This is a genomic window from Desulfoconvexum algidum (assembly GCF_055382125.1).
Map to the genome: position 1 here is coordinate 1704961 of NZ_AP042394.1, position 24229 is coordinate 1729189.

The following is a 24229-nucleotide window of genomic DNA, read 5'->3' on the forward strand; positions in this document are numbered from 1 at the left end:
CAGAAAATATATTTGATTTTTAGAATGATCATTCCCTGGATAGTATTTCCGGGTAGCCTGGTTTATATTATAGGTTATATATCGGCCAGGCGCTGATCATACATGGAGCCCACGCCATACTCATTGCGCCGCATGAATTTATCCAGTGAGGGGCCAATGAGCTGCATTTCGGTGTTTTTTTTCTGGACATCCTGGGCAATTCTCATCTCTTTTGTGCAGCCGGTGCTGTAGGTTGAGTCCTTTCCAATCCATTCCGGGGGAACTTTTTTGTTCATCAGGGCAAAACTGTCGGTGATATCGTCTGCTGTCTGGAACCGCCAGATATCGATATAGCCGCTTCTCTGGACAATTTCCCACATATACATGAGATCATCTGCATCCATGCCGGGTTCATAATATTTGGAAGGATTGATGATAAAAAGATCGGCAGACAATTGGTTTAAATCCTGGATAAAGAGCCCCATGATTTCCTTGGCCACATCGATCTTGCCGGGTATGGAACCGATGATACCGCTGTAAAACATTACGGTCATGTTCCGGGCCTTGGCTGATTTCATCTGGTCTATGATTCTGTTTGCTTTTTCTTCTAAATCTGTATGGGAAAAATTTATAAAATCAGGGTGTCGGGGTTTAAAGGTGATGGACAGTCCTTTGTCGTCTGGACTGATATTGATGATGTCCCGGGTGAATTGAAAATGGGTGTCGATCAGCCGGGTTTTTTGTTCCCTTCCCCTTGAGATCACACAGTCTGCTTCTTTGAAAATCCGGGAAAAGGTGATGGATGTCAGGAGAAGATTCAATGTCTCCTGGGTGCCGTCGGAGATCACATAGATATTTTCATCCTGCTTGAGAAGTTGGACCAGTTTGTTTTTTCCGATGGTTTTTTCATGGATAAACTGGGCGGTTTCAAGGGCTTTTGCCAATATCGGGTCTGTTCGGGTATCGGTGAGGGATATTTTCTTGAAAAAAGGCGTCTCTTTAACGGCAAGAATAACGGTGTGGCCCAGATTTGCTAAAAAATTGGCAATGAAAATGTCCACCAGTGCAGCACCTGATTCATCCAAGAGCCAGAGAATTTTACTTTTCGGGGTATGGATCAGTTCTGTCAGACAGGCCATTCCATTCCCTGAGATTTGGGTGTTGAAAATGGTTTTGATCTGGGACAGGGTGGGAATCTCAAAATTTTCCCCGGTCCATAAATGGGGGGCTGACAGGAGACTTAAAAGCCGGTGAAATTCGATCTCCTTTATTTTTTCCCTCAGCTCATACAAGGACAGATTGTTGATATTTTCTATGGAACCGTTTATCTGATTCAAGGCTTTTTTAAAGGTTTCAGAGGTTAAGAGTTTTTTTACCCGGCTATTCTCCTTTTTCTTTTCATCAAAACAGGGATTTTCAATATGGGTCCGGCTTAAAAAGATTTTACACAGCCTTTTTTCAAGGCGTGAAGGGACGAGAAGACCTGTTTCTATCTCATGGTCATATTTTATTTTTATCAGGGATTTTAGAAATTGCCGGTCATAGTCCGAATCAATGAGGTCATCCACCAGTTGAATGACCTTATCATAGACACGCTGGTACTTTTCTTTAAGAAAGTCAGGGTAATTGCGGGACATGATGGCGTCAAACATTTTATCAGAGCAAGGATAAAATCGTTCATTATTTTCCGGATAGACCATAAACTCAATTTGTTCCAGGGTGCTGACTTTTGTGGGGTAGGCAAAGGGGTCAATATGATTTTCAAGAAAAAATGCGGTGAACCAGGCATCAACGTCGGGGTCTTTTCCGATCTGTATGGGGGTAAAGCCGTTATGGGTCATGGGATCTCCTTAATATAGGTTCAGGCAAAGAATGTATCACCTCAGTACCGATTTTTCAAATAATCTCTTTTCAATTGCCTTGACTTTGCCGGGTATCAGGGGGTATTTTTATGGAGATGAATCAGAAAACTGCATTTAAAATACTCGGGCTCGGGCCAGGGGCATCCCTTCCCCAGGTAAAAAAAGCCTTCCGGGATTTGGCAAAACAATTCCACCCGGACCGTTCTCCCACTGATGAAACTTTGCCGGCTCCGGCAGAGGCCAGATTGAATCGTATGAAAGAGATTAACCAGGCATTTCATTTGCTGGCGCCCTTGTTGACCCGACCCGATGCATTGACGGACAAAGCATCAACCGATATACCGCCATCTTTTAAGGCAAAGAAGGCCAGGGCCTCAAGCGACAAGGACTCAAACGACAAAGACATCTGGTTTTTGGATATGCTAGAAAGGCTCAAAAAGAGATTCGCATTGTACAGGAAACCCGGCAATCAGCCAAATCGTTTTGTTCAACCGCCGATAAAACCAAGGGAACGACAGAAAAAAAACCCCATAAAAAAAGCCCGGTTTGCTGCGATTTTGAATACCCTTCACCCTGATGGAACTGTGGATAAAACAATGGACCGCGGCCGGTATTTCAGGACTCGGTCACGGGATTCCAGGGACCTTTCCCGGGTTGCAGATGCTCACCCCTACAATCGTTTTTTAAAGTATATGGCCCTAAAAAAACAAATCGATGCCAGGAGACGGCCTAGTGGAGAACAAAATTATAGTAGAATTGAAAAAATAGGGCCTGTCACCCGGGTAAATCCCATTGGGAATAAACATAAACCTTGAGGCTCTTTTTTGCTAAATGGTAATGGCACCAAGGGAGTGGCCTGTTTTTAAATCCCAAATCTCAGCTTTGAAGCGATCAATGATACCATAGGTGTAGACCTTATTTCGTGGGTTTGTGAGGCTCCCCGGGTTCATGAAAATCCGGGACCCTTTTTTTTCTAGAAAACAGCAATGGGTGTGGCCGGAAATGATGATATCGGTCTTCTCTGGAATGGGGAGGGTGCCATGGCCGTGGTGTAAAAAAATATTTTTTTCAAATCTGGTGAATTCGAGTGTTAACCCGTATCCGGGAAAAAAAGAAGGGACATCACAATTGCCGTATACATAATAAATTGGGGAGCGTTTTTGTATCGCTTCTCGGATAAATTCAGGTTGAAAGTCGGTGTGGGAATAGTTTCCGTAACGGGTATCAAAAAGGTCCCCTGCAATGACCAGGCAGTCAGAGGGTTTCATCAATGCCTCGATGGTCATCCAGGTATTCAGGCTGCCATGTATGTCTGCCGTGACAAACAGCCGGGTCATGGTGTCAGACCTTTTAAGGTGTTCCCCATTTTTTTCAAGGCCCCAATCCGCTCCAGAATCGGTGGGTGGGAATAGTTTAAAAAGACATAAAAGGGATGGGGGGTAAGGTTTGCCAGATTGTGGGCACTCAATTGCTTCAATGCCGTGACAAGGTGATGGGGGGACCCGGTGGTAATTGCAGCAAATCTATCTGCTTCATATTCATCTTTTCGGGAGGAAATCTGCAGGATCAGTGAAAGAAACAGATCAATGGGAGAAAAGAGCATACCAAAAAATATTAAACCGGCATAGATGGAAAGGTTGTCCACAAAAAAGGCATGGAACAGCCCTTCTTGGGATATGAACAGGGAAATGAGAAAAAAAATAATCCCCATTTGAAGGATGCTGACCACAAGGCGTTTGATAATATGTTTTTTTTTGAAATGCCCCATTTCATGGGCAATAACACACACCAGTTCTTCAACACTCTGCTGCTTGATCAAGGTGTCAAAAAGGACGATTCGTTTGTTTCGCCCAAAACCCGTAAAAAAGGCATTTGATTTGCCGCTTCTCTTGGAACCGTCCATGACAAAAATATGGGTGAGTGAAAAATCAATGGACCTGGCATAGCGGAGAATGGCCTCTTTTAAAGGACCCTGTTCCAGGGGGGTGAATTTGTTGAAAAGCGGCATGATCCAGGTGGGAACTATATATTGTATCGCCATGATGAACAGGATGCTTGCCATCCAGCACAGGAGCCAGGCCAGGGGGCCGAAGGATTCAAAGAACCAGAGAATCAGGGATAGAAAAAAGCCGCCTATAATCAGTGACAAAAGAATAGATTTTATAAGATCTTTAAAAAATAATCCAGGGGTTGTTTTATTAAACCCAAATTTTTCTTCGATGACAAAGGTGGAATACAGACTGAAAGGCAGGGATATCACAAGCTTTAAAAGCAGTAAGATCCCAATAAATACGAGACCTGTGATAATTGAGTTTTGTCCAAGCCCTCTGACAAAGGTATCCAGGACACCAAATCCCCCCCCAAACCAAAAGGTCAGCAAAATGACAAGGTCAAAACTTTCAGTAATGAATCCAAACCGTGTATTGACCTTCAGGTATTCTTGGGATCTGGTATATTTGTCTGTGTCATAAACATCTGAAAACTCATGGGGCAGGTTTGGGTTCAGGTATCGAATGTTGAGATATTCTGCCAGGCTGTTAATCAAATATCCTATTATCAGAGTTGCCAGGATAAGGGTGGTAATGAAGTGCTCTGAAAAAAACATGAAGGTCAGCTATCCTTTATCTTTTCTGCAATGATGGTTTTTGTTAATGCCATAAAAAGTACTCCCGCAAGACATTTGCCTTTTAAAAAATAATCGTTAAAATACGTTAAAACCTCGGGGGTTGTCAAGGGATAACCCCCCCCCTGGCATTGCCACTGATTTGGTGGCATCCACAAATGCAGAGGGCATGGAAGATCGGGTTCACAATAGATTTGTCTCAACAAAGTGTTTAATTTTGTATTGACATTGATAAAGAGCAGGTATATTTTTCTCCCTCGTGATCGTCTGAATTCGACTGAAACATTTTTTCATCCCCTTCAGTATACGACCCAAAGAATGTTAACTCAAGGTGGATAAAAATAATGGCGCTTTTTGAATGGGCCATGATTACATTATTGGCAGGCATATTGTCTTTGCCTTTAACCGGTCGTGGGGTATTGGCAAATACAATGGGGGCACTGTTTTCGGTTGTCGGGGCTGTTTTAGCCTTTGTATCCGGTGTCTATGCCGTTTTAGGGGATGGTTTCGATTTCATTTTGCCATGGGGGCTCAAGCTTGGCGCTCTTCACCTGAAAATGGACCCGCTCTCCGGTTTTTTTGCCATGGTGATTGCCCTTGTATGCGGACTCTCCGCCATGTATGGCAAGTCCTATCTTGCTGTTTATACCGATAAGAAACACCTGGGATGGTGCTGGTCTTTTTTTTTGCTGCTGATGTTCGGTATGATGCTGGTGATCACTGCATGGGACGGTGTCCTTTTCCTGATCGCCTGGGAGATCATGTCGGTATCCTCTTTTTTCCTTGTTATTTTTGAATCTGAACGCCCCGGTGTGCTCAAGGCCGGCTGGACATATCTGGTTGCCACCCATCTGGGAACCGCCTGCTTAATGGTGATGTTCATGCTGTTAGGTAGTTCTCATTCCTATGATTTTAATGTTGTTCATGTGTCCGGTGCCCTGGCCACCCCAGTGTTTATACTGGCATTTATCGGTTTTGGGACCAAGGCGGGATTTTTACCCTTCCACGTCTGGCTGCCCGAAGCCCATCCGGCTGCTCCCTCCCATGTATCCGCCGTGATGAGTGCCGCCATGATAAAAACCGGCATTTACGGTATCCTGCGAATCTGTATCCTTGTCGGACCTGTCCAGGTCTCCTGGGGATGGACATTGATTATTTCAGGTGCGCTTACCGGTCTTTTCGGTGTGCTTTGCGCCTTATCCCAACATGATCTGAAACGGCTTTTAGCCTACAGTAGTGTAGAAAATATTGGGATTATCACCATCGGTATCGGTCTGGGGTTTTTAGGCCTTGCCACCGGCCATCCCGTTATCGGACTGTTGGGGATAAGCGGGGGGATTTTGCATGTCATGAATCATGCCATATTTAAAAGCCTTTTGTTTTTCGGAGCCGGTGCTGTTCGGCATGCCACCCACACCCTGGATATGGAAAAGATGGGGGGATTGATGAAACAGATGCCTGTAACCGGGACAACTTTTATCATTGCCTCTGCTGCAGTCTGTGCCCTGCCGCCGTTTAATGGGTTTATCAGCGAATTTTTAATTTATTTTGGCTCCTTTTCATCATTGTACAACACAAAAGGAACCTTTTCCGTACTGGCTAGTGTGACGGTAATCGTTGCCCTGGCCCTTATCGGTGCTTTGGCGTTGGCCTGTTTTACAAAGGCTATTGGAATTGTGTTTTTGGGAGAACCAAGGACAACCGGTATCCAGAATGCGAAAGAAGCAGGATGGATGATGAAAATGCCCATGGTTATTTTGTCGGGGTTATGTCTTTTTATCGGACTTTTTTCTTCCCAGGTGATCTTGTTTCTGGACCCGGTTTTTAAGACGATCATGGTCGAGAGTCCATTGGTTGCTGTATCGATGGAACCGGCTTTTTTCCCCCTCGTCATGATCTCCAGGGTGGGGGCCGGTTTGATTCTGGCAGTATGCCTGCTGGCATTGGTTAAGAACAAGATGTTAAAGAGCCGCATTGTGGAGAAAGATTCCACCTGGGGGTGCGGGTATTCCTGTCCAACTGCCAGGATACAGTATACGGCATCTTCTTTTGCCGATCCTATTGTCTCCATGTTTGACAGTATTCTTTGTCCTGAAAAAAAAATAATAGCAGACGCGGGATTGTTTCCAACAAATTTTATGCTTGAGACCCACCCAAAAGATATCTTTATGCACCGGGTATACCGTCCGGTATTTTCTCTGATTGAATATTGTGCGTTAAAACTTCACTGGCTGCAGCGGGGGTACAACCAGCTTTATATCCTCTATATTGTCATTACGATGCTGGTATTATTGTTCTGGATACTCTGGTTTTAGAGGAAAATATGAAAATAACCGTCATTATTCATGTGATCGCAGCGCTTTTACTGTCTCCCCTTCTTTTGGGAATGGTTATCAGGGTCAAGGCTTTTTTTGCCGGCAGAAAAGGCAAACCTCTTTTGCAGGTATATTATGATTTGGCAAAGCTTTTGCAAAAGGGCGCTGTTTACAGCAGCACCACCACATGGATATTTAAGGCATCCCCCCTGGTGATTGTCCTGGTCGGCATCATCGGTGTCATGGTGGTGCCCCTGGGACAAACCCCCGGGCTTTTGGCCTTTCCCGGAGATATGATCCTTCTGGTGTATCTGTTTGGCCTGTCACGGTTTATCACCGTTCTGGCAGCACTGGATACAGGCTCGCCCTTTGAAGGCATGGGCGCAAGCCGAGAGGTTCAGTTCTCCCTCCTGGCTGAACCGGCTCTCCTGCTGGGCCTTTGTGCCTTAAGCGCCCTGGGTGGCGAGATGTCTATGAATACCATGGTAACCTCTCTTCAGGCCGGTACTCGGCCGGTTCTGGCCGGTGCTATTTTTATTGTTCTTTTGGCGGAGAATTCAAGAATTCCCTTTGATGATCCCACAACTCACCTGGAATTGACCATGATCCATGAGGTCATGATTCTGGACCACAGCGGCCCGGACCTTGCCTTGATCGAATATGGGGCCGCTTTAAAATTTTGGGCCTATGCATCTTTAACCGCAAGCCTTATCGTCCCCCAGGGGATTGAGGGTGAGTGGACATCCCTGGTTGCAGGACTGATGGCCTTAATGGTCGTGGCCGCGGCAGTCGGGATCATTGAATCGATCATGGCCCGGTTACGGCTGACCCGGGTTCCCCAGCTTTTGGTCGGGGCCACCATCTTGTCTCTTATCAGCCTGATCTTGATTATAAGGTAATAAAATGAATACCCTATTTAGTTTTCTGGTCATTGTTTTAATTTTATTAAATTTCAGACTCTTGAGTTCAAGCCGCCTGATCCCCTGTATCCGTATCCTGGTGGCCCAGGCTGTGATTCTTCCCGGTGTGGCCTTTATTGCCCACCATGGGCATATGGCGCTCCATCTTTATATCATGCTGTCTGTTAATATTGTTTTAAAGGCGGTCATCCTGCCCTGGATGCTGACCCGTGTTGTTCAAAAGGCCATGATTTCCAGGGAGTTGGATCCCTTTGTCGGATATACGCCGTCCTTGATTATCGGTGCGATGCTTTTGGGTATCAGCGTATTGATTTCACAGCCGCTTTCGCTATCCCATACCCTGGTCGAAGATTTTTTTCTCCCAGTATCATTGTTTACGCTTTTTACAGGGTTGTTTCTCATTATTGCTCGGAAAAAGGCCATCACCCAGGTGCTGGGATATATGGTCATGGAAAACGGTATTTATACCTTTGGCGTGGCCATGGCCATCAATGAACCGTTTATCGTTGAACTCAGTGTATTGCTGGATATCTTTGTCGCCGTGTTAATCATGGGGATTGCCATTTTTCATATCAGCCGGGAATTTCACCATATTGATACGGACAAATTATCTGTTTTGAGGGATATATGATGATCATCCTTTTGCTGGCTGTTCCGGCTGTGCTGGGCCTTTTTTGTCTGATTTCCCGCAGCAGCAGTCTTTGCCGGTATATCTTATGCGCATCAGCCGTTTTTCATTTCATTCTGGTTATTTTGCTGGGGATGGATCACACCGGCACCATCGCCTCCGGCTGGATCGGTCTGGATGATACCGGGCTTTTGTTCTTGGGCATCACCAGCCTGCTTTTTTTAGGGTCATCTGTTTATACATTCGGATATCTCAAATCAGAAACCAAAAATGAAAAAAAAGATCTTGAAGAACACTTTTTTTTCAAAAACAGCCACAATTCAGTTTTTGTCGGCTGCATGCTGTTCTTTTTGTCCACCATGACGCTTGTGACCGTTAGCCGGCACCTAGGTCTCATGTGGGTCGCCATTGAGGCGACGACGCTTTCCAGTGCCCCGCTGATTTATTACCACCGGCATCACAGAAGCCTTGAGGCGGTCTGGAAATATATTTTGATCTGTTCGGTGGGCATTGCACTTGCCATGCTGGGTAATTTTTTTATTGTTGTTGCCGGATCCCATATTGAGGGTATCGGTAATTTGCTGGGCCTGGATGATCTGTTGAGCCATGCCCGGGAGTTGAATCCAATCTGGATGAAGGCGGCTTTTGTTCTATGCCTTGTGGGATACGGCACTAAAATGGGGCTGGCCCCCATGCACAATTGGCTGCCGGACGCCCACAGCGAAGCCCCGTCCTCGGTATCTGCCCTGTTATCCGGTGCACTTTTAAATTGTGCATTTTTAGCGCTTTTAAGAATTCATACTGTGATGATTGCGGCCGGCCTTGGTCAGACCAGCAGAACCCTTTTTATCCTGCTGGGCCTTGTTTCCCTTGTGTTTGCCGCCGTGTTTATCATTGGTCAGAAAGATTTTAAGCGGATGCTGGCCTATTCGAGTGTGGAGCATATGGGGATTATTGCATTGGGGATCGGGATTGGCGGTATTGGGATTGGCGGTAGCCTTTTTCATGCAATCAATCATTCCTTGATCAAAGGCATGCTGTTTATGACAGCGGGCAATATTATGACGGCTTATCAGACAAAAACTATTTCAGATGTCAGAGGGTTGATTTATCTACGTCCGCTGACAGCCGTGTTGTGGCTGGCAGGTGGCATTGCCATAACAGGACTGCCCCCATTTGGTACTTTTTTAAGCGAATTAACGATTTTAGGCGGTATGACCGATTCCGGTCAATATGCTGTTGCCGCTGTTTATCTGTTCGCTTTGGGGGTTATTTTCGCAGTTTTAATGGCCAAGGTGCTGCCCATGGTATTTTCGCCTTCCAATGAAAATGATGAAAAATTATTGCAGAGTGTAAAAAAATCCGGTGGTGAGTCGGTTCGGGTTGAACCGTTCTGGTCCATTGCACCCCTTGCGGTTTTCGGTTCCTTCTCTCTTGTGCTGGGCCTTTATATGCCCCCTTGGCTTTCTGAGCTGTTAAACCGTGTGTCCCAATCTCTTGGAGGACAATAGTGGAAAAGGTATCCAAAAATATAGAGGATCTCCCTATTATAGGAACAGATGAATTTTGCAAGACTCTCATAGCCCAGGTGAAAAACGGTCGTCGCATCAGTTCTTATTTCGCTGTCCCCTCAAAGAATTTGGCAACAACGCTGATAGCGGTCCTGGCAGATGACGAAAAGGGCACCCTTGATACGGTCTCAACCCGGGTTAAAGACCGGATTAAAAGTGTAACCAATGAATGCCCCCAGGTTCATTTGTTTGAACGTGAAATCTATGAGCAATCCGGTATCCTGCCCGAAGGCCACCCCTGGCTCAAGCCGGTTCGGTTCACCGAATTTGCTCAACCCGGCAAAGGAAAAGAAAAAAATAAATCAGGAATGGAATTTTTTAGCATGCAGGGTGAAGAAGTCCATGAAGTGGCAGTGGGACCGATTCATGCCGGGATTATTGAGCCCGGCCATTTCAGATTTCAATGCCATGGTGAAACCGTATACCATCTGGAGATCGGTCTGGGGTATCAGCACAGGGGGGTTGAATCGGCATTGAAGGGCGGCCCGGATAACAGAATCCTCCATTATTTTGAGACCCTGTCCGGAGATTCCACCATTGGCCATGCCACAGCCGGGTGTCGAACCATAGAAGCCCTGGCCCGTATTCAGGTGCCCGAAAGAGGAGAGATGATCCGGGGGATAGCAGCCGAATTGGAACGGATCGCCAACCACATCGGCGATATCGGTGCTATTGCAGGGGATGTGGGTTTTTTGCCCACATCAAGCTATTGCGGCCGCATCCGTGGGGAGGTCCTCAATTTGACGGCAATGATCTGCGGCAACCGGTTTGGAAGGGGATTGGTTATTCCCGGCGGAACTTTCTGGGACATTACCCCGGATCAGATATCCGAGATGCTGGATCGATTAACCTGCATTGAGACAGATACCAAGACCGCCATTGACCTGATGTTTGACACACCGTCCGTTCTGGCAAGGCTTGAAAACACCGGCCGGATTGATGAAAAAACAGCCCGGAAAATTGGGCTTGTCGGTCCTTGTGCTCGGGCTTCGGGAAGGGATTTAGATATCCGGACAACTCATCCTTACGGTATTTATAAAGCCTGTGCAATATCAACCTGTGTGGAAACCTTCGGGGACTGTTTTTCAAGAGCCCATGTCCGGTGGAAGGAAACCCTGCAAAGTTTCAGCCAGGTCCGTGAATGGCTTGAGAATCTTCCCAAAGGACCCGTTGCGGTACCATGGGACAAAACACTGGGCTCACGGCAGATGGCCTGCACCTTGACGGAAGGGTGGCGGGGTGAAATCTGCCATACGGCCGCCACGGACAGCAATGGAAAGTTTTTGTTTTACAAAATTGTTGATCCGTCATTCCATAATTGGTTCGGGGTGTCTTTGTCTCTGCGCAACGAACAGATCAGTGATTTTCCGCTGTGCAATAAGAGCTTTAATCTCTCCTATTGTGGTCATGACTTGTAAAGGAAATTTTTTATCATGTTTGATATATTAAAAAGTCGGTTTCAACAAAAATACCGAACCATTGCATGGCCGGATGGACCGGCCCCGGAATTACCGGATCGGTATGCGGGCCGCCCTGAAATTAAAAAAAGCTGCCCCAAGGACTGTAGTGCCTGCAAAGATATCTGTCCCACAGGGGCCATGCATTTTTCAGAAAAAGAAAAAGGGTCTGAAAAATTATTGTCTATTGATTTGGGCAAATGTTTGTTCTGCCGGAAGTGTGAAAATATTTGCCCCGAAAAGATTATCTCTTTTTCAAAAGAATACCGGATGGCTGTCCTGGACAGAACCCAGCTGATTATCAGCCAAAACAGCTGGCAGCCTGCTGATTTTGGGGGTAAAAAAAATGGCCGGTTGTTTAAAAAGTCTTTTAAACTGCGCCAGGTCAGTGCCGGCGGATGCAATGCCTGTGAAGCCGATACCAATGTACTGACCACGATTGGCTGGGATTTGTCCCGGTTTGGCATTGACTTTGTTGCATCGCCCCGGCATGCGGATGGCCTTCTTATCACAGGGCCTGTGACAAAAAATATGGAGGGGGCACTTAAAAAAGCCTATGCCGCCATCCCCCACCCGAAAGTAGTTATTGCCACCGGGGCCTGTGCGATATCCGGTGGAATATACCGGGATCACGGTCTGCAGAAAAATGGGGTGGATTCAATTTTACCCGTGGATCTTTATATTCCGGGATGCCCGCCTCATCCGTTGGCTATTTTAGACGCGCTTCTCTCTTTTATTTGATATTCCGTTTTTTAAACAGATATTCATAGGGCTCAATTTAGATTGTTAATTTGTTTTTAGTTTGCTATTTGTATGTGGCGTTGAGTCTCTTCTGGAGATTTAATTATTTTGATGGCGAATATTAAATAATATTAAATAATATTAAATAGTCTTAAATAGTTCGTTTTAATTTTGGTTTACGATGGAGTGGTTATGACAACGATAAAAGCAATTACTGCCCTGGACGGGCGATATGCCGGGTTGACCCATGAACTGGCGGAGATTTTTTCTGAATACGGGCTGATCAGACATCGGGTGCAGGTTGAGCTTGAGTGGCTTAAATTTATTATCAGCGACCTTAAGCTTGTCCAGAGCGATGGGCTTGATTTAGGGGCCCATGATTTAGAAACAATAGATAAAATCCTCACCAATTTTGATGTGGCAGATGCAGAACAGATTAAAAGTATCGAACGAAAGACCAACCATGATGTAAAGGCGGTTGAGTATTTCATAAAGGACAAGCTTGACAAGGGAGGGCTTAGCCCTATCAAGGAATGGGTTCACTTTGCCTGCACCTCTGATGACATTAACAATACCGCCTATGCCTTGATGCTTAAAAAGGGCAAGGAACTGGCAACAGATCTTTTAAATTTGGCCATTGAAAAAATGGAAGAAAAGGCGATGGCATACAAATCGGTTCCCATGATGTCCAGAACCCATGGCCAGCCTGCAACCCCAACCACGGTAGGCAAAGAATTTGTCAACTTTGCCTGGCGTATCCGTCAGGAATCGTTGTTCCTGGAAGAAAAGCAGGTTCAGGCCAAGATAAACGGCGCAACGGGAAATTACAATGCCCATTGGTTTGTTTTTCCTGAGATTGACTGGATTGCTGCTTCAAGCCGTTTCATCACCCAGCATCTTAATCTTGCCCCTATTTTGTTTACCACCCAGATTAATCCCAATAGTTCATTGTCCCAGGTGCTTCATTCCCTGGTCCGGGCTGCGGCCATTCTGATCGATTTTGATCGGGATATGTGGGGATATATCAGCCTTGGTTATTTTAAGCAGCAGATTAAAGAGGGGGAGACCGGTTCTTCGACCATGCCCCATAAGATCAATCCCATTGACTTTGAGAATTCTGAGGGCAACATGGGCCTTGCCATTTCCATGATGGAACATTTAGCTGTCAAGCTTCAGAAATCCCGATTTCAAAGGGATTTGAGTGATAGCACGGTTTTAAGGAGCCTGGGATCTGTATTCGGGTATTTTTCAATTGGGGTTAAAAATTCTTTAAAAGGTCTCGCCAAGTTGGATCTTAACACCCAGGCCCTGGCAGATGATCTTGATGCGAATCAGGAGCTTCTGGCGGAACCTTTCCAAACGGCCATGCGGGTCTTTGGAGAAGAAAATCCCTATGAGCGGTTAAAGGATCTCACCCGGGGCCATAAAATCGGGAAAAAAGAATTGCAAACCTTTGTAGACGGCCTTGAAAAGGTTCCGCCGGCGTTTAAAGAGCGCATGGGGCAATTGACGCCAGCAACCTATGTGGGGCTTGCTGAAAAATTGGTTGATACCTATTTTAATACAAAAGTATAGGAGCGTATTCTTCCATGCCAGATGAACCACAAGACCATTTGGATGCACCGCTTGTTTTTGCCGAAGAAGAAATCTCTTTGCAGGGAAGGGAGACCCTTTCAGAGGATATCAATGGACGCTGGACGGTTTTGATTGTTGATGATGAAGAAGATGTTCATAAGATCACCCGGATTACCCTGAAAGGATTCACCTTTCAGGGACGGGGCCTAAGATTGCTCAGTGCATACAGCGCTGATGATGTGAAGACAATTCTGGCCGAAGAAAAAGATATTGCCCTGGTTCTTTTGGATGTGGTTATGGAACAAGAGGATACCGGTCTTAAACTTGTGGAGTATATTCGCAATGATTTGGAAAATAACTCAGTCCGCATCGTATTGAGAACCGGTCAGCCGGGAAAGGCCCCGGAGCAGACTGTCATCTCCCGGTATGATATCAATGATTATAAAACCAAGCCGGAATTTACAGCCCAGAAATTATTTACCTGTGTGACGGCCTGCCTGCGGGCTTACGAAAACCTTAAAACCATTGAGCGAAATCAGGAAGGTCTTGAGTCCATTATCAATTCTTCTCCCATTGTTTTTGAAAATTCTTCCTTTGCAAAGTTTGGACATAAAATCCTGGATCAGCTCTACGTGATTTTAAACCTTGACAGGCATGCAGGTGCAGATACGGCTTATTTCATGGGGTTGCCCGCTGGGCAGATACTGCTCATGGCGGGAACCGGATCTTATGGCGACAGGGAAGGCGTTCCCCTCGAAGAGGTGCTTCCCGGATCTATTTTAAAAGAATATGAACGGGTGGCTTCGACGGGTGGAGAGGTCTTTTTGACAGACCAATATTTGGGTGTTTTTAAATTTGAAAAAGGGTTTGTGAACCTTTTATATTTAAAGAGTTCTGTTCCCCTTGGTGTCGTTGAAAAATATCTTTTGAGAATATATGCCCATAATATTTCCATTGGGTTTGATAATATCCGGTTGGCCAGGGAAATTATTAATACCCAGAAGGAAGTCATCCTAACCCTGGGGGAGGTTGTGGAAACCAGGTCCCAGGAAACCGCCCATCATGTTACCCGGGTGGCGGAATTTTGTTATTGCCTTGCCAAACAATTTGGTATGGATGAACCCACAACTGAATTGTTAAGATTGGGCTCTCCCATGCACGATGTCGGAAAAATTGGAGTGCCGGAAGCCATTTTGCACAAACCCGGAAAGCTGACCTTCGATGAATTTGAGATTATGAAAAAACATGCCCAAACCGGGTATGAAATTCTTAGAAAATCCAATAGTTCGATTATGGCAACAGCTGCCATCGTTGCACATCAGCATCATGAACGATGGGATGGCCAGGGATATCCCCAGGGCTTGAAAGGCAAAAATATCAATGTGTTCGGGCGGATTGCAGCCATTGCCGACGTGTTCGATGCCTTGAGCCACAAACGGTGCTACAAAGAGGCCTGGCCTTTGGGGAAAATTATGGATCTTTTTAAACGTGAAGCCGGATTTCAGTTTGATCCGGAACTGGTGGCTATTTTTCTGACAAATATAGATGAGTTTATTGGAATTAACCGGCGGTTTCCCGAATAAAAAAATGCTATTATTGAGTAATTGAAGGGGTTTTGACCTTGAAGCTGCTCAGATACCATGGGGCTGATTTATATTTGAGCTGGTTGAGTCCCCTTGTTTCCAGGCAATCAATGGCCAGCACAAATGTATGGTAATCAATCTGGATATCATGCCAGCCAAGAAATTTGAGCCGCTTGTTTGCCTGGCAATGTGACATGTCCGGGTTGATTAAATATGCATTGGCAAGGCTGCGGATAAAACCGGGGATTAAAGAGGCTTCTACGCCATTCTCAATCAGTTTGTGAATCAGTTTTTGATCAATGATCTTCATTGTTATCCTTGCTGTCTGGGTGATTTAGGAGCCTTTTCCAAGTGTGAGAGTCTTCTTCATTTTTGAGGGGATCGTATCCAATTGGTTCCTATGATATTAAAGATTGAGAATTGAGTCAATCCGAATTAACCCGGAAAAAAAAGACAATGAAAAGTTAGAATGCCGTAAAATTAGACGTTCCACGGAGGTCTATTCATTAAAGTAATATATTCCCTTTAAAATACGTCTATTTGCGTTGAAAAATGGAGTTTCTTGAAGGCGTTCATCCCTGACTTCATTTCCCTTAGCGAGTTGTTAATTTTTTTATCAAATAGTTTTTTTATTGCTTAAACCAATGGTAGTGTGTTCTAACCGTAACAAAGTGGAGAGGGTAAAAATGAAAGAATCTGTCGTTGGTAAAGAAGAATTGGCACTTTTAAGATTGGCCAGGGCGTGTATTGCCGGAAAATTGAAAGGTAAGGATACAGAGGCTCAAATTACCAATGGGATTACCAATGGGATTTCCAAAGGGTTGCTTGAAAAAAAACGGGGTGTCTTTGTTACCCTGCACAAAAAGGGAAGGCTTCGCGGGTGTATTGGAAATATTGAACCTGTAAAAACACTGGTGCAAGGGGTTCGGGAGAATGCTGTATCTGCTGCCTTTAAAGATAGCCGATTTTCTCCTTTGGCCTTGGACGAACTGAACCTGATCGATATTGAAATCAGTATTTTGACCCAACCGGAACGCCTGGTCTATAAAGGCGCAAAAGAACTGATTTCATCCCTTGCCCCGGGGATTGATGGGGTGATACTTGAAAAAGATCATCATCGGGCTACTTTTTTACCCCAGGTGTGGGATCAACTGCCGGAACCGGAAGCGTTTTTGACCCAGCTTTGCATGAAAGCCGGATTGGCTGCTTCTGAGTGGGAAAAAAGCGGATTGAAGGTTTATACTTATCAGGTCCAGTCTTTTGGAGAGCTGGATAGGGAGCCCCCTGATTTTTAAACATCGGGGCCAAAAGATAGATAAAATGGAGTATTCGTTTCTGATATAAACGTGAACCTGGAAAAACATATGACCATAGATAAGGAATTACTAAAAATTATTTCGTCCATCAATGATTTGGATGAGCTAAACCGGTTTTTCAATGATATCTTTACCCCGGCCGAGCTGGATGATATCTCGTTGAGATGGAAACTGCTAAAAGACCTCCACAATGGAATGACCCAGCGGAAAATTGCTGAGAAATATGGTATCAGTCTTTGCAAAATCACCCGGGGCTCCAAGGTGCTTAAAGATAAAGCTTCGATTGTATTAAAGGTCTTAAATCAGTTAAAGTGAAATCCGCTAAAGTGAAACCAAGGCCAGGGCCAATTTTGACCAGAGTTCCAGATTTAATTGGCTCACCTCCTTGTTTCCTGCCCATTGAAACTGGGAAAGTTCGGGGCCGGGGAGATAGGATTCCGGGGTTCGGGTAATAATTTGAAACACCGCACCTAGATGGACACTGCCCACATCGGTGATATCCTCACTGATAACTCCGACAAATTTTGCCGTGTCGCAGCTCGGTCTTTTGATGAGCTCCTCATTCAGTTCCCGTTCCATACCCGATATCAAAATATCCTTGAATGACGCCCCATTTTTTTGATCAATGGGATTGATATGTCCGCCAATCCCAAGGGACCAAAGATCATGGAGGCGTTTTTCATTTCCCTGGCGGTTATAGATGGCCGTCTGATCCGAGTGTTGATTTTGAAGGAGAATATAGGGAATCACCTGCTTTAGGGAGGCGTCTTGTTCTGCTTCTTCGCGATTTATAAAATCAAATCCGCTTTGGGTACATGTTTCAATGAAGGTGGTCAGACCCAGGGGGACAATGCTTTTAGGTTGGACCCATGAAGAGGGTAAACGGTCTCGATGAATGCACAGAACTCTTTCATTTTTTTTCACAAACACTATCCTTGAATATTTGTTTTTTAACCAATTTTATAACCAGGGTGGCAGGCTGAATCTTTATCACATTTTTATCTGAAAGGAAAAGAGATCTGTTTTTTTGCAGGAAAAAATGAAAATCTAGTTTTCGTGGAGATTTATACTTTCCTATGGTAATTAAGAATAAACCATACATCACCCAGGGGAGACTACATGTTATTTATAAGTAAACGAGATATCCAAAAAATAGACCAGAAAATTATTCAGAATGCCATCAAAAATGCCTATGAACTTGTTTTGAACAATTCCTATACCATGCCGGACCGGATACATGTTGAAAATGAGCAAAATACTCTGTTGCTGATGCCCTGTTTCAGCAATGATTTTTTTGCAACAAAACTGGTGTCTGTCTTTCCCGATGCAACTAAATATGACCAACCCGTTGTTAATGGGGTGCTGGTACTGGCCGATAACAAAAACGGTAAGCCCCTGGCCATTATGGACGGAGCTGCCCTCACGGCCCAAAGAACAGGTGCTGTCGGGGGCTTAGGGGTTGCTTTGTTAACGCCTGAAAATCTTGAAACCGCCGGTATTCTGGGGGCAGGGGTCCAGGGGCTCAGCCAGGCACGGTATCTGCTTTTTAACCGGGGGATAAAAAAATTATGGATTAAAGATTTAAGCCTTGCATCCGCTGACAACATGGCCTGGAGTCTTAAAGCGGAGTTTCCCGATGTCACCTATGTGACCACGGACAATTCAGAAGATCTGGTGAAAGATTCCCAACTTATTATTGCCGCCACCACCAGTCGCACACCCTTGTTTAAAGATGATCCATCCCTTGTAAAAGGGAAAACTTTTATTTCCATTGGATCCTTTCGGCCGGATATGAAGGAATTTCCAGATGCGGTTATTTCAACAGCGGATCATGTATATGCGGATACCTTGTTTGCCGCCCGAGAGTCCGGGGATATTTGTATCCCCCTTAAAAATAAGGTTGTGAAACCTGAAAAAGTGGAGGCATTTTCCGGCCTGATTACAAAACCGGTTGACCTGGAGAATAAAACCCTCTTTTTTAAATCCGTTGGCATGGCATTGTTTGATCTGACTGTTGCCTCAGCTGTTTATGAGCTGGCAATAAAGGAAAAAATAGGTCAGGTACTTGATTTTTGAACTCAGGTTTAATCTGTTAAGGTGTTTTTTTTTGGGGGGATGATCGCTTCGGTAAAAAAGAAGAAAAAGCTGGAGCGGGAAACGGGAGTTGAACCCGCGACTTCGACCTTGGCAAGGTCGCACTCTACCACTGAGTTATTCCCGCTCAGCAAAAGCATGCAATTTCTACTTTAAAACAGGCCTTTTGTCAAGCGTAGATTCAAATTTTTATGGGAAAATATTTTATTCAGTGGCTATGGGGATCACTGAAAAGGAAAAAATGAAAATAGAGAATGTATTGGTCACTGGTGGAGGGGGATTCCTGGGAAAGGTTATTGCCCGTAAATTGACCCAAAGAGGATTGAAGGTCACCTCTTTTTCCCGGCAATGGTATCCACCATTGGAGGCCCTGGGAGTGACACAGATCCAAGGGAATTTATGCAATAAAACGCAGGTTATAAAGGCGTTTCAAGGAATAGATACCGTATTTCACGTGGCGGCAAAACCAGGTATTTGGGGGAGCTTTCAAAGTTATTATTCAATCAATGTCACGGGAACAAAGCATGTGATAGAGGCCTGCCGGGCAAATCATGTGGCCCGGCTGATCCATACCAGTTCTCCCAGTGTGATCTTTGACGCGTCGGATATGGAAAATCTGGATGAATCCATTCCCTACCCTGAAACCTATCTGGCACCCTATCCTGAAACCAAGGCCCTGGCTGAAAAATTGGTTCTGGGTGCGGCCAAAATGGGGTTAGCCGCCATTGTTCTCCGGCCCCACTTGATCTGGGGGCCGGAAGATAACCACCTGGTTCCCAAGATCCTTTGCCGGGCCAAACGTTTAAAGAAGATTGGTCCCAGGGGCGATCTCACCGATACCATTTATGTGGACAATGCAGCCGATGCCCATATCCTTGCTGCGGAAAAACTTTTAACCGATCCTTCCCTTTCAGGAAATATTTATTTTATCAGCCAGGATGAACCCATCTCAAAATGGACCTTGGCCAATGCCTTCCTCGCTGCTGCAGGGCTACCCCCTATCAAAGGTCGGGTCTCTGGCAGGACCGCTTATCTGGCAGGCGGTCTGTTTGAATTGATTTACAAAACATTGGGGATAAAAAAAGATCCGCCCATGACCCGATTTGCTGCAAAGGAGCTGGCCACATCCCATTGGTTTAACATTTCCCGGGCAAAAAAGGATCTTGGTTATGCGCCTGCCGTCTCTACGGAAGAAGGGCTTAAAAGGTTAAAAAAATGGCTTGAAACAGAGGGGTTAACTCGGTATGGACTATAAAAAAGAACTGTTTTTATGGTATCAAAAATGCTTCAGGGGCATTGTTTCTTCCTTTAAGGAATTTCATCGGGATCGCTGTTCTTTGAGGGCGGCTTCCCTGACGCTGTATTCCCTTTTTGCCATTGTTCCGGTCATGGCCATGGCCTTTGGCATTGCCAAGGGGTTCGGGTTTCAGCAGTTTCTTGAATCCAAGGTCTTGGTCATGTTTGAAGGTCAGGAAGCGATCATCAAGAATGTACTGGCGTTTTCAAACAATTTGCTGGAAAAGACCCATGGCGGGCCCATGGCAATTATAGGGATCATTTTGCTTTTATATTCCCTGGTAAAACTTCTGGGACACATTGAGAATGCCTTTAATCAAATTTGGTGGGTGAAAGGAGACAGATCCCTTCTTCGGAAAATAACCGATTATATGACCATCTCCATTGCAGCCGGGCTATTGGTTATTTTTTCAAGCAGCGCCAATATTTTTGTCACCACCCGGCTTAAAAATTTTATGGAATACCTCAGCCTGCCGGCCAGTATAGAAAATTTGATCTCTTTTGGATTCAATATTTTCCCCCTTCTATCCATCTGGGTACTGTTTGTCTTTTTTTATGTGATCATCCCCAACAAAAAGATAGATGTCACGGCTGCTGCTGTCGGAGCTGTAATCGCCGGTACTATTTTTCAGCTTGTCCAGATATTTTATTTGAAATTTCAGGTGGGAGTTTCCAATTATAATGCGATTTATGGCAGTTTTGCAGCTCTGCCCTTATTTCTCATCTGGCTTCAACTCTCCTGGGTTATTTTATTGTATGGTGCAGAGATTGCCTTTGTGTGGGAAAACACAGCCAGCCTTGAGGCTGATGGGATGGACTATGATAAGTTGAGTTTGCACCAGCAAAAACTTATCGTGTTGAGAATGGTCTTGTTGTGTGTGAAACGCTTTGCCCGTGGGGATTGCCCGGCAACGGACCTTGAGATATCAAAGGAATTGAAGCTTCCCTTAAAAATTATCAAAATTCTTTTGGAAAAATTATTGGCAACGAATCTTTTGTTCCAGGTTACTTCTTCCCAAGGTTCCCAGGGGTATTCCCCTGCAATTGATATTGAATCCTTAACGATAATGGATGTGATTACTGCGTTTGAACAGCCAGCAGAAAATTGCATTGATGTGAGTTCTGCCCTTGATTTTGCAACATTGGAAGAAAGTTTGAATACCTTTACCCGTTCGGCCAGGGATTCTTCGGGGGATCGAAAACTTAAGGATCTTTAGTCTTTATGCCGTTGTGATCTTAAAAAATTCTTTTATATCGTTTTCCTTGCGCTTGAGCTGGTCAATGGTCAACCGGAGAACAGATTCATTTACGCCGATTTTTTTTGGGGCGTTTTTGATGGTGACGGGCACGGGATTTCCACTGTGCCCGATTCCTGCTTTCTGGGTCAGATAGTTTGCCAGATTGATAATCAAGGCCTGGTGTCGAAATTTTACAGGCGCAGATTCTGGGGTGTGATGAAATCTGCAGGGAACCATTATGGATTGGGGAAAATTCCACCGTTTCATTAACAGGGCAGACAAGATGGAATGGTCCAGTTTGAAGATTGCGTTTTCCGCAAAATATAATGGTTTTTTATTTTCAATGGCAAACTGCCGGACTTTCATATACTCTTCTTTAAAATACATGGTAAAGATAACCTTGCCCATGTCATGGAGAAGAGCAGGGATAAATATTTTGCTTGCAATGGCAGGGTTGGTCCTTTTGGCCAGTTCCTTTGACACAGTTGCAACCCCGATTCCGTGAATCCACAGGGCTTTCATGTCCAGGCTTAACCCTGATTTATCCGTAACAGCAGAAAGAATTCCCATACCAAGGGCAATGCCGATAATTTCATCAAATCCAATGACCGAGATAGACCGTTTTATGGTTTCAACCTTGGTTTTTTGCGCATAATACATTGAATTGGAAAGTTTTAAGAGTTTGTTGCTCATTCCCTGATCGTAGGATATGACATCGGCGAGTTCTTCGGTGGTTGTTCGTTCATCGGACGCAACACTGATGATTCTGTCAATAACGACGGGGAGCGTTGGGATATCACTCTCCCTTTTCTGTACCATTTTAATAATTTTGGTTTTTACGTCCATTTAGTCCTTTTCGCTAAAACCATTAAATGAAACCTTGTCATACTCCAAGGCTTCCTTTGGGTGTCCTTGTTTAACCTCGTCAGGGTACCCTATCGCAAGGATGGATTCAATCATTATATTATCGGGTATGCCCAAAAGATCTTTAATATAGGTATCCGCACTCGTGGACGAATCATGGTCCCGCTTTCTGATCTGTATCCAGCAACTGCCAAGCCCTAAGGATTGTGCTGCCAGGTGGATGAATATGGAGGCTATGGAGGCATCTTCTACCCAGACATCGCTGGCACTAGGATCTGCGCAGACCACAATTGCCAGGGGGGCTCCTTTTAAGAAGGCGGAACCATGGGCTTTTGCCACTGATAGTTTTTCAAGAAGACCGGGTTTGTCCACCACGATAAATCGCCAGGGGTTGAAACTTCTTGAGGAAGGAGATCTCAGTGCTGCTTGGATGAGCTGTTCAATTTTTTCTTGTTCAATAGGCCTATTTTTAAATTTTCTAATGCTTCTTCGCTGTTCAATGAGTTTATTAAACATAAGGTCTTCTCCTTTATGGGGCAGGGTAAAATCGGGGCAATAATATAAGGTTAATGAAACCGGGTGATATTGATATCTCCCTTGGACTTCAGCTCATCAAATTTTTTCCTTAAAAATCGTTTGAATGCATTCCGGGTCACCGGCCAAAGCAGCATCAGACCGAATACATCTGTCATCAATCCCGGGGTAATGAGGACAAGTCCTGCGATGACGATGATCAGGGCATCCATGAGATCTTCAGCCGGCATAATACCCTGGTCAAGATTCCGCCTGACCTTTAACATGGTGTTCAGCCCTTCCATGCGGGCAAGCCAGGCACCGGCAAATCCGGTCAAGATGACAATTAAGATGGTGTTGAAGCCGCCAATGACTGTCCCCACCTTTATTAAAAGGTAAAGCTCAATTACCGGGATGAGGGTAAAACATAAAAAAAGTCGCAATAGCATGTTTTTTCTCCCAAAGGGGTTTATATTGTTAAGAACAATGATAATGAAACCATTTTTGTCAAGGGAATTGCAGCGGCTTCAGCAATTCTTCAAACAGATACTGATTGCACCATACCCTGGAAAAGTTCCATCCATGTTCAATCAAAAGCGTCATCAACTGAGATGAAAATTTGATCTGAATATTATTATAGCAGGGTCGGATTAGGATAGAATAGAAAGGTCAGGCAATGGCAGGTAATATCCAAATTTCCAAATTTTTCATTTACCTAACCGCCACTCTTTATATTAATAACTTGCTTCTGATCGGAGGTATACTAAAAATTAAAGCTCAACATTGCTGCTGCAACGACAAGAAGACAGTCAACACCGACCATGTAACCTCGATAATTGACTAGCTTCAATGAAAGTAGGCCCAAAAGAAATCCAATGACTACGGCTGGCGCATGCATAAAAGATTGTTTCAAAGTTTCCATAGTAACCACATCCGTGAATAAGAAGAGGATCATCAAGGCAATATCAGTAATCAGAAAATAAATACCCAGAATTCCCTTAGCTTTTTCTATATCTGAGAATTTGCCTGTAGCATAAATAACTGCCGGAGGGCCCCCTGTTGTGTAGACTCCTGTAAACCATCCACTGATAAATCCCAGAAAAATGCCACCAGCAAAAGTCCTTGCAAAACGCTGAAGCAAATCATCCTTCCAAGTAATTCTTCTGCTTATAACTGTTAGTATAATGAATACGGCAAGCGTTCGCTTCATTACAAGCTCAGGGAGCCAGTTGAGAGACAATACACCGAGAGGAATGGCAATGGCAGCCCCTATAAGAAGAGGTTGTAAATCTCGCCATTGAAGTGAGCGTCCATACCGCCAAGTATTAAGCAATACCAACAGCACCGAAAAAGGAAATTGAATAGCCACTGCTGTTTTTACTGATACGATTAGTGCCAGAAGAGGAACTGCGATCAGACCATAACCGAATCCAGCAAAACTAAAAACAAACGCAGCGATACAAAGACTAAGACTTGTAATCATTTAAACCTCCCTCCAAAGGATGAAAAACGAAATTAATTATGGCTGACCGCTTGGTATGATTATGACGGTGAAATGTCCATTTTAATTTGTTAATCAAATTCGGCGAAGCTATATTAAACGAAATACTTTGTCAATGTAGTATCTAAGAATAAAAACAATTGAACAGAAATC

Annotated in this window: 23 protein-coding genes and 1 tRNA gene; 14 read left to right on the forward strand and 10 right to left on the reverse strand. The window is 44.7% G+C overall.

Annotated features, from left to right (window positions below):
• Positions 1 to 74: 74 nt before the first annotated feature.
• Entirely contained in the window at positions 75 to 1820 is a 1746-nt protein-coding gene (locus ACZ45G_RS07825) for an ARMT1-like domain-containing protein (RefSeq protein ID WP_464176716.1), read from the reverse strand.
• A 110-nt stretch (positions 1821 to 1930) separates the two neighbouring features.
• Between ACZ45G_RS07825 and ACZ45G_RS07830 the strand changes: the two genes are divergently transcribed.
• Positions 1931 to 2656 carry a J domain-containing protein gene (locus ACZ45G_RS07830; RefSeq protein WP_464176718.1) on the forward strand — a complete coding sequence of 242 codons (726 nt, stop codon included), beginning with the start codon at positions 1931 to 1933 and terminating at the stop codon, positions 2654 to 2656.
• A gap of 12 nt (positions 2657 to 2668) precedes the next feature.
• On the opposite strand, the gene ACZ45G_RS07835 is transcribed toward ACZ45G_RS07830, so the two are convergent.
• Entirely contained in the window at positions 2669 to 3178 is a 510-nt protein-coding gene (locus ACZ45G_RS07835) for a metallophosphoesterase family protein (protein ID WP_464176720.1), read from the reverse strand.
• A complete protein-coding gene (locus ACZ45G_RS07840) occupies positions 3175 to 4446 on the reverse strand; it encodes a M48 family metallopeptidase (protein ID WP_464176722.1) in 1272 nt (423 codons plus the stop codon). The genes ACZ45G_RS07835 and ACZ45G_RS07840 overlap by 4 nt, the downstream gene beginning before the upstream one ends.
• A 362-nt stretch (positions 4447 to 4808) precedes the next feature.
• Between ACZ45G_RS07840 and ACZ45G_RS07845 the strand changes: the two genes are divergently transcribed.
• The 8 genes from ACZ45G_RS07845 (at position 4809) to ACZ45G_RS07880 (ending at position 15254) form a co-directional block, all read left to right on the forward strand.
• On the forward strand, positions 4809 to 6779 hold the full coding sequence (locus ACZ45G_RS07845; RefSeq protein ID WP_464176724.1) for a proton-conducting transporter transmembrane domain-containing protein: 1971 nt from the start codon (positions 4809 to 4811) through the stop codon (positions 6777 to 6779).
• A gap of 8 nt (positions 6780 to 6787) precedes the next feature.
• On the forward strand, positions 6788 to 7678 hold the full coding sequence (locus ACZ45G_RS07850) for a respiratory chain complex I subunit 1 family protein (RefSeq protein WP_464176726.1): 891 nt from the start codon (positions 6788 to 6790) through the stop codon (positions 7676 to 7678).
• A 4-nt stretch (positions 7679 to 7682) separates the two neighbouring features.
• Positions 7683 to 8330, forward strand: a complete 648-nt coding sequence (locus ACZ45G_RS07855) for an NADH-quinone oxidoreductase subunit K (RefSeq protein WP_464176728.1) — start codon at positions 7683 to 7685, stop codon at positions 8328 to 8330.
• On the forward strand, positions 8327 to 9838 hold the full coding sequence (locus ACZ45G_RS07860) for a proton-conducting transporter transmembrane domain-containing protein (protein WP_464176730.1): 1512 nt from the start codon (positions 8327 to 8329) through the stop codon (positions 9836 to 9838). The genes ACZ45G_RS07855 and ACZ45G_RS07860 overlap by 4 nt, the downstream gene beginning before the upstream one ends.
• Positions 9838 to 11316, forward strand: a complete 1479-nt coding sequence (locus ACZ45G_RS07865; protein ID WP_464176732.1) for a hydrogenase large subunit — start codon at positions 9838 to 9840, stop codon at positions 11314 to 11316. The genes ACZ45G_RS07860 and ACZ45G_RS07865 overlap by 1 nt, the downstream gene beginning before the upstream one ends.
• A gap of 15 nt (positions 11317 to 11331) precedes the next feature.
• Positions 11332 to 12096 (forward strand): NADH-quinone oxidoreductase subunit B family protein, encoded by a 765-nt coding sequence (locus tag ACZ45G_RS07870; RefSeq protein WP_464176734.1) that lies wholly within the window; start codon positions 11332 to 11334, stop codon positions 12094 to 12096.
• A 192-nt stretch (positions 12097 to 12288) separates the two neighbouring features.
• On the forward strand, positions 12289 to 13671 hold the full coding sequence (purB, locus tag ACZ45G_RS07875) for an adenylosuccinate lyase (RefSeq protein ID WP_464176736.1): 1383 nt from the start codon (positions 12289 to 12291) through the stop codon (positions 13669 to 13671).
• 14 nt (positions 13672 to 13685) lie between these two features.
• The gene (locus tag ACZ45G_RS07880) at positions 13686 to 15254 is read left to right on the forward strand and encodes a DUF3369 domain-containing protein (RefSeq protein WP_464176738.1); all 1569 of its coding nucleotides are present in this window, start codon (positions 13686 to 13688) and stop codon (positions 15252 to 15254) included.
• 10 nt (positions 15255 to 15264) lie between these two features.
• Here ACZ45G_RS07880 and ACZ45G_RS07885 read toward each other — a convergent pair whose 3' ends face one another.
• Complete coding sequence (locus tag ACZ45G_RS07885; RefSeq protein ID WP_464176740.1) at positions 15265 to 15564, reverse strand: hypothetical protein; 300 nt, start codon at positions 15562 to 15564, stop codon at positions 15265 to 15267.
• Positions 15565 to 15940: 376 nt separating this feature from the next.
• Here ACZ45G_RS07885 and amrA point away from each other — a divergent pair, with 376 nt between their 5' ends.
• Positions 15941 to 16549, forward strand: coding sequence for an AmmeMemoRadiSam system protein A (amrA, locus tag ACZ45G_RS07890; protein WP_464176742.1), 609 nt, complete (start codon positions 15941 to 15943; stop codon positions 16547 to 16549).
• Between the two features lie 69 nt (positions 16550 to 16618).
• Positions 16619 to 16885: a Trp family transcriptional regulator gene (locus tag ACZ45G_RS07895; protein WP_464176744.1), complete on the forward strand. Its 267-nt coding sequence runs from the start codon at positions 16619 to 16621 to the stop codon at positions 16883 to 16885.
• A 6-nt stretch (positions 16886 to 16891) separates the two neighbouring features.
• Here the strand turns inward: ACZ45G_RS07895 and ACZ45G_RS07900 are convergent, their stop codons facing one another.
• Positions 16892 to 17494, reverse strand: coding sequence for a phosphoesterase (locus ACZ45G_RS07900; RefSeq protein ID WP_464176746.1), 603 nt, complete (start codon positions 17492 to 17494; stop codon positions 16892 to 16894).
• A 195-nt stretch (positions 17495 to 17689) separates the two neighbouring features.
• Here ACZ45G_RS07900 and ACZ45G_RS07905 point away from each other — a divergent pair, with 195 nt between their 5' ends.
• On the forward strand, positions 17690 to 18646 hold the full coding sequence (locus ACZ45G_RS07905) for an ornithine cyclodeaminase family protein (protein ID WP_464176748.1): 957 nt from the start codon (positions 17690 to 17692) through the stop codon (positions 18644 to 18646).
• Positions 18647 to 18716: 70 nt separating this feature from the next.
• Here ACZ45G_RS07905 and ACZ45G_RS07910 read toward each other — a convergent pair.
• Positions 18717 to 18791: transfer RNA gene (locus ACZ45G_RS07910), tRNA-Gly, on the reverse strand.
• Positions 18792 to 18905: 114 nt separating this feature from the next.
• Here ACZ45G_RS07910 and ACZ45G_RS07915 point away from each other — a divergent pair.
• Positions 18906 to 19919, forward strand: a complete 1014-nt coding sequence (locus ACZ45G_RS07915) for an NAD-dependent epimerase/dehydratase family protein (RefSeq protein ID WP_464176751.1) — start codon at positions 18906 to 18908, stop codon at positions 19917 to 19919.
• On the forward strand, positions 19909 to 21177 hold the full coding sequence (locus tag ACZ45G_RS07920; protein ID WP_464176753.1) for a YihY/virulence factor BrkB family protein: 1269 nt from the start codon (positions 19909 to 19911) through the stop codon (positions 21175 to 21177). Before ACZ45G_RS07915 ends, ACZ45G_RS07920 begins: the two co-directional genes overlap by 11 nt.
• Positions 21178 to 21180: 3 nt before the next feature.
• On the opposite strand, the gene ACZ45G_RS07925 is transcribed toward ACZ45G_RS07920, so the two are convergent.
• From ACZ45G_RS07925 to ACZ45G_RS07940, 4 genes are all read right to left on the reverse strand, one after another.
• On the reverse strand, positions 21181 to 22044 hold the full coding sequence (locus tag ACZ45G_RS07925) for an HDOD domain-containing protein (protein WP_464176755.1): 864 nt from the start codon (positions 22042 to 22044) through the stop codon (positions 21181 to 21183).
• Complete coding sequence (locus tag ACZ45G_RS07930) at positions 22045 to 22578, reverse strand: nitroreductase family protein (protein WP_464176757.1); 534 nt, start codon at positions 22576 to 22578, stop codon at positions 22045 to 22047.
• 50 nt (positions 22579 to 22628) lie between these two features.
• Positions 22629 to 23024 carry an FxsA family protein gene (locus tag ACZ45G_RS07935; RefSeq protein WP_464176759.1) on the reverse strand — a complete coding sequence of 132 codons (396 nt, stop codon included), beginning with the start codon at positions 23022 to 23024 and terminating at the stop codon, positions 22629 to 22631.
• Between the two features lie 314 nt (positions 23025 to 23338).
• On the reverse strand, positions 23339 to 24058 hold the full coding sequence (locus ACZ45G_RS07940) for a sulfite exporter TauE/SafE family protein (RefSeq protein ID WP_464176761.1): 720 nt from the start codon (positions 24056 to 24058) through the stop codon (positions 23339 to 23341).
• Positions 24059 to 24229: the final 171 nt, after the last annotated feature.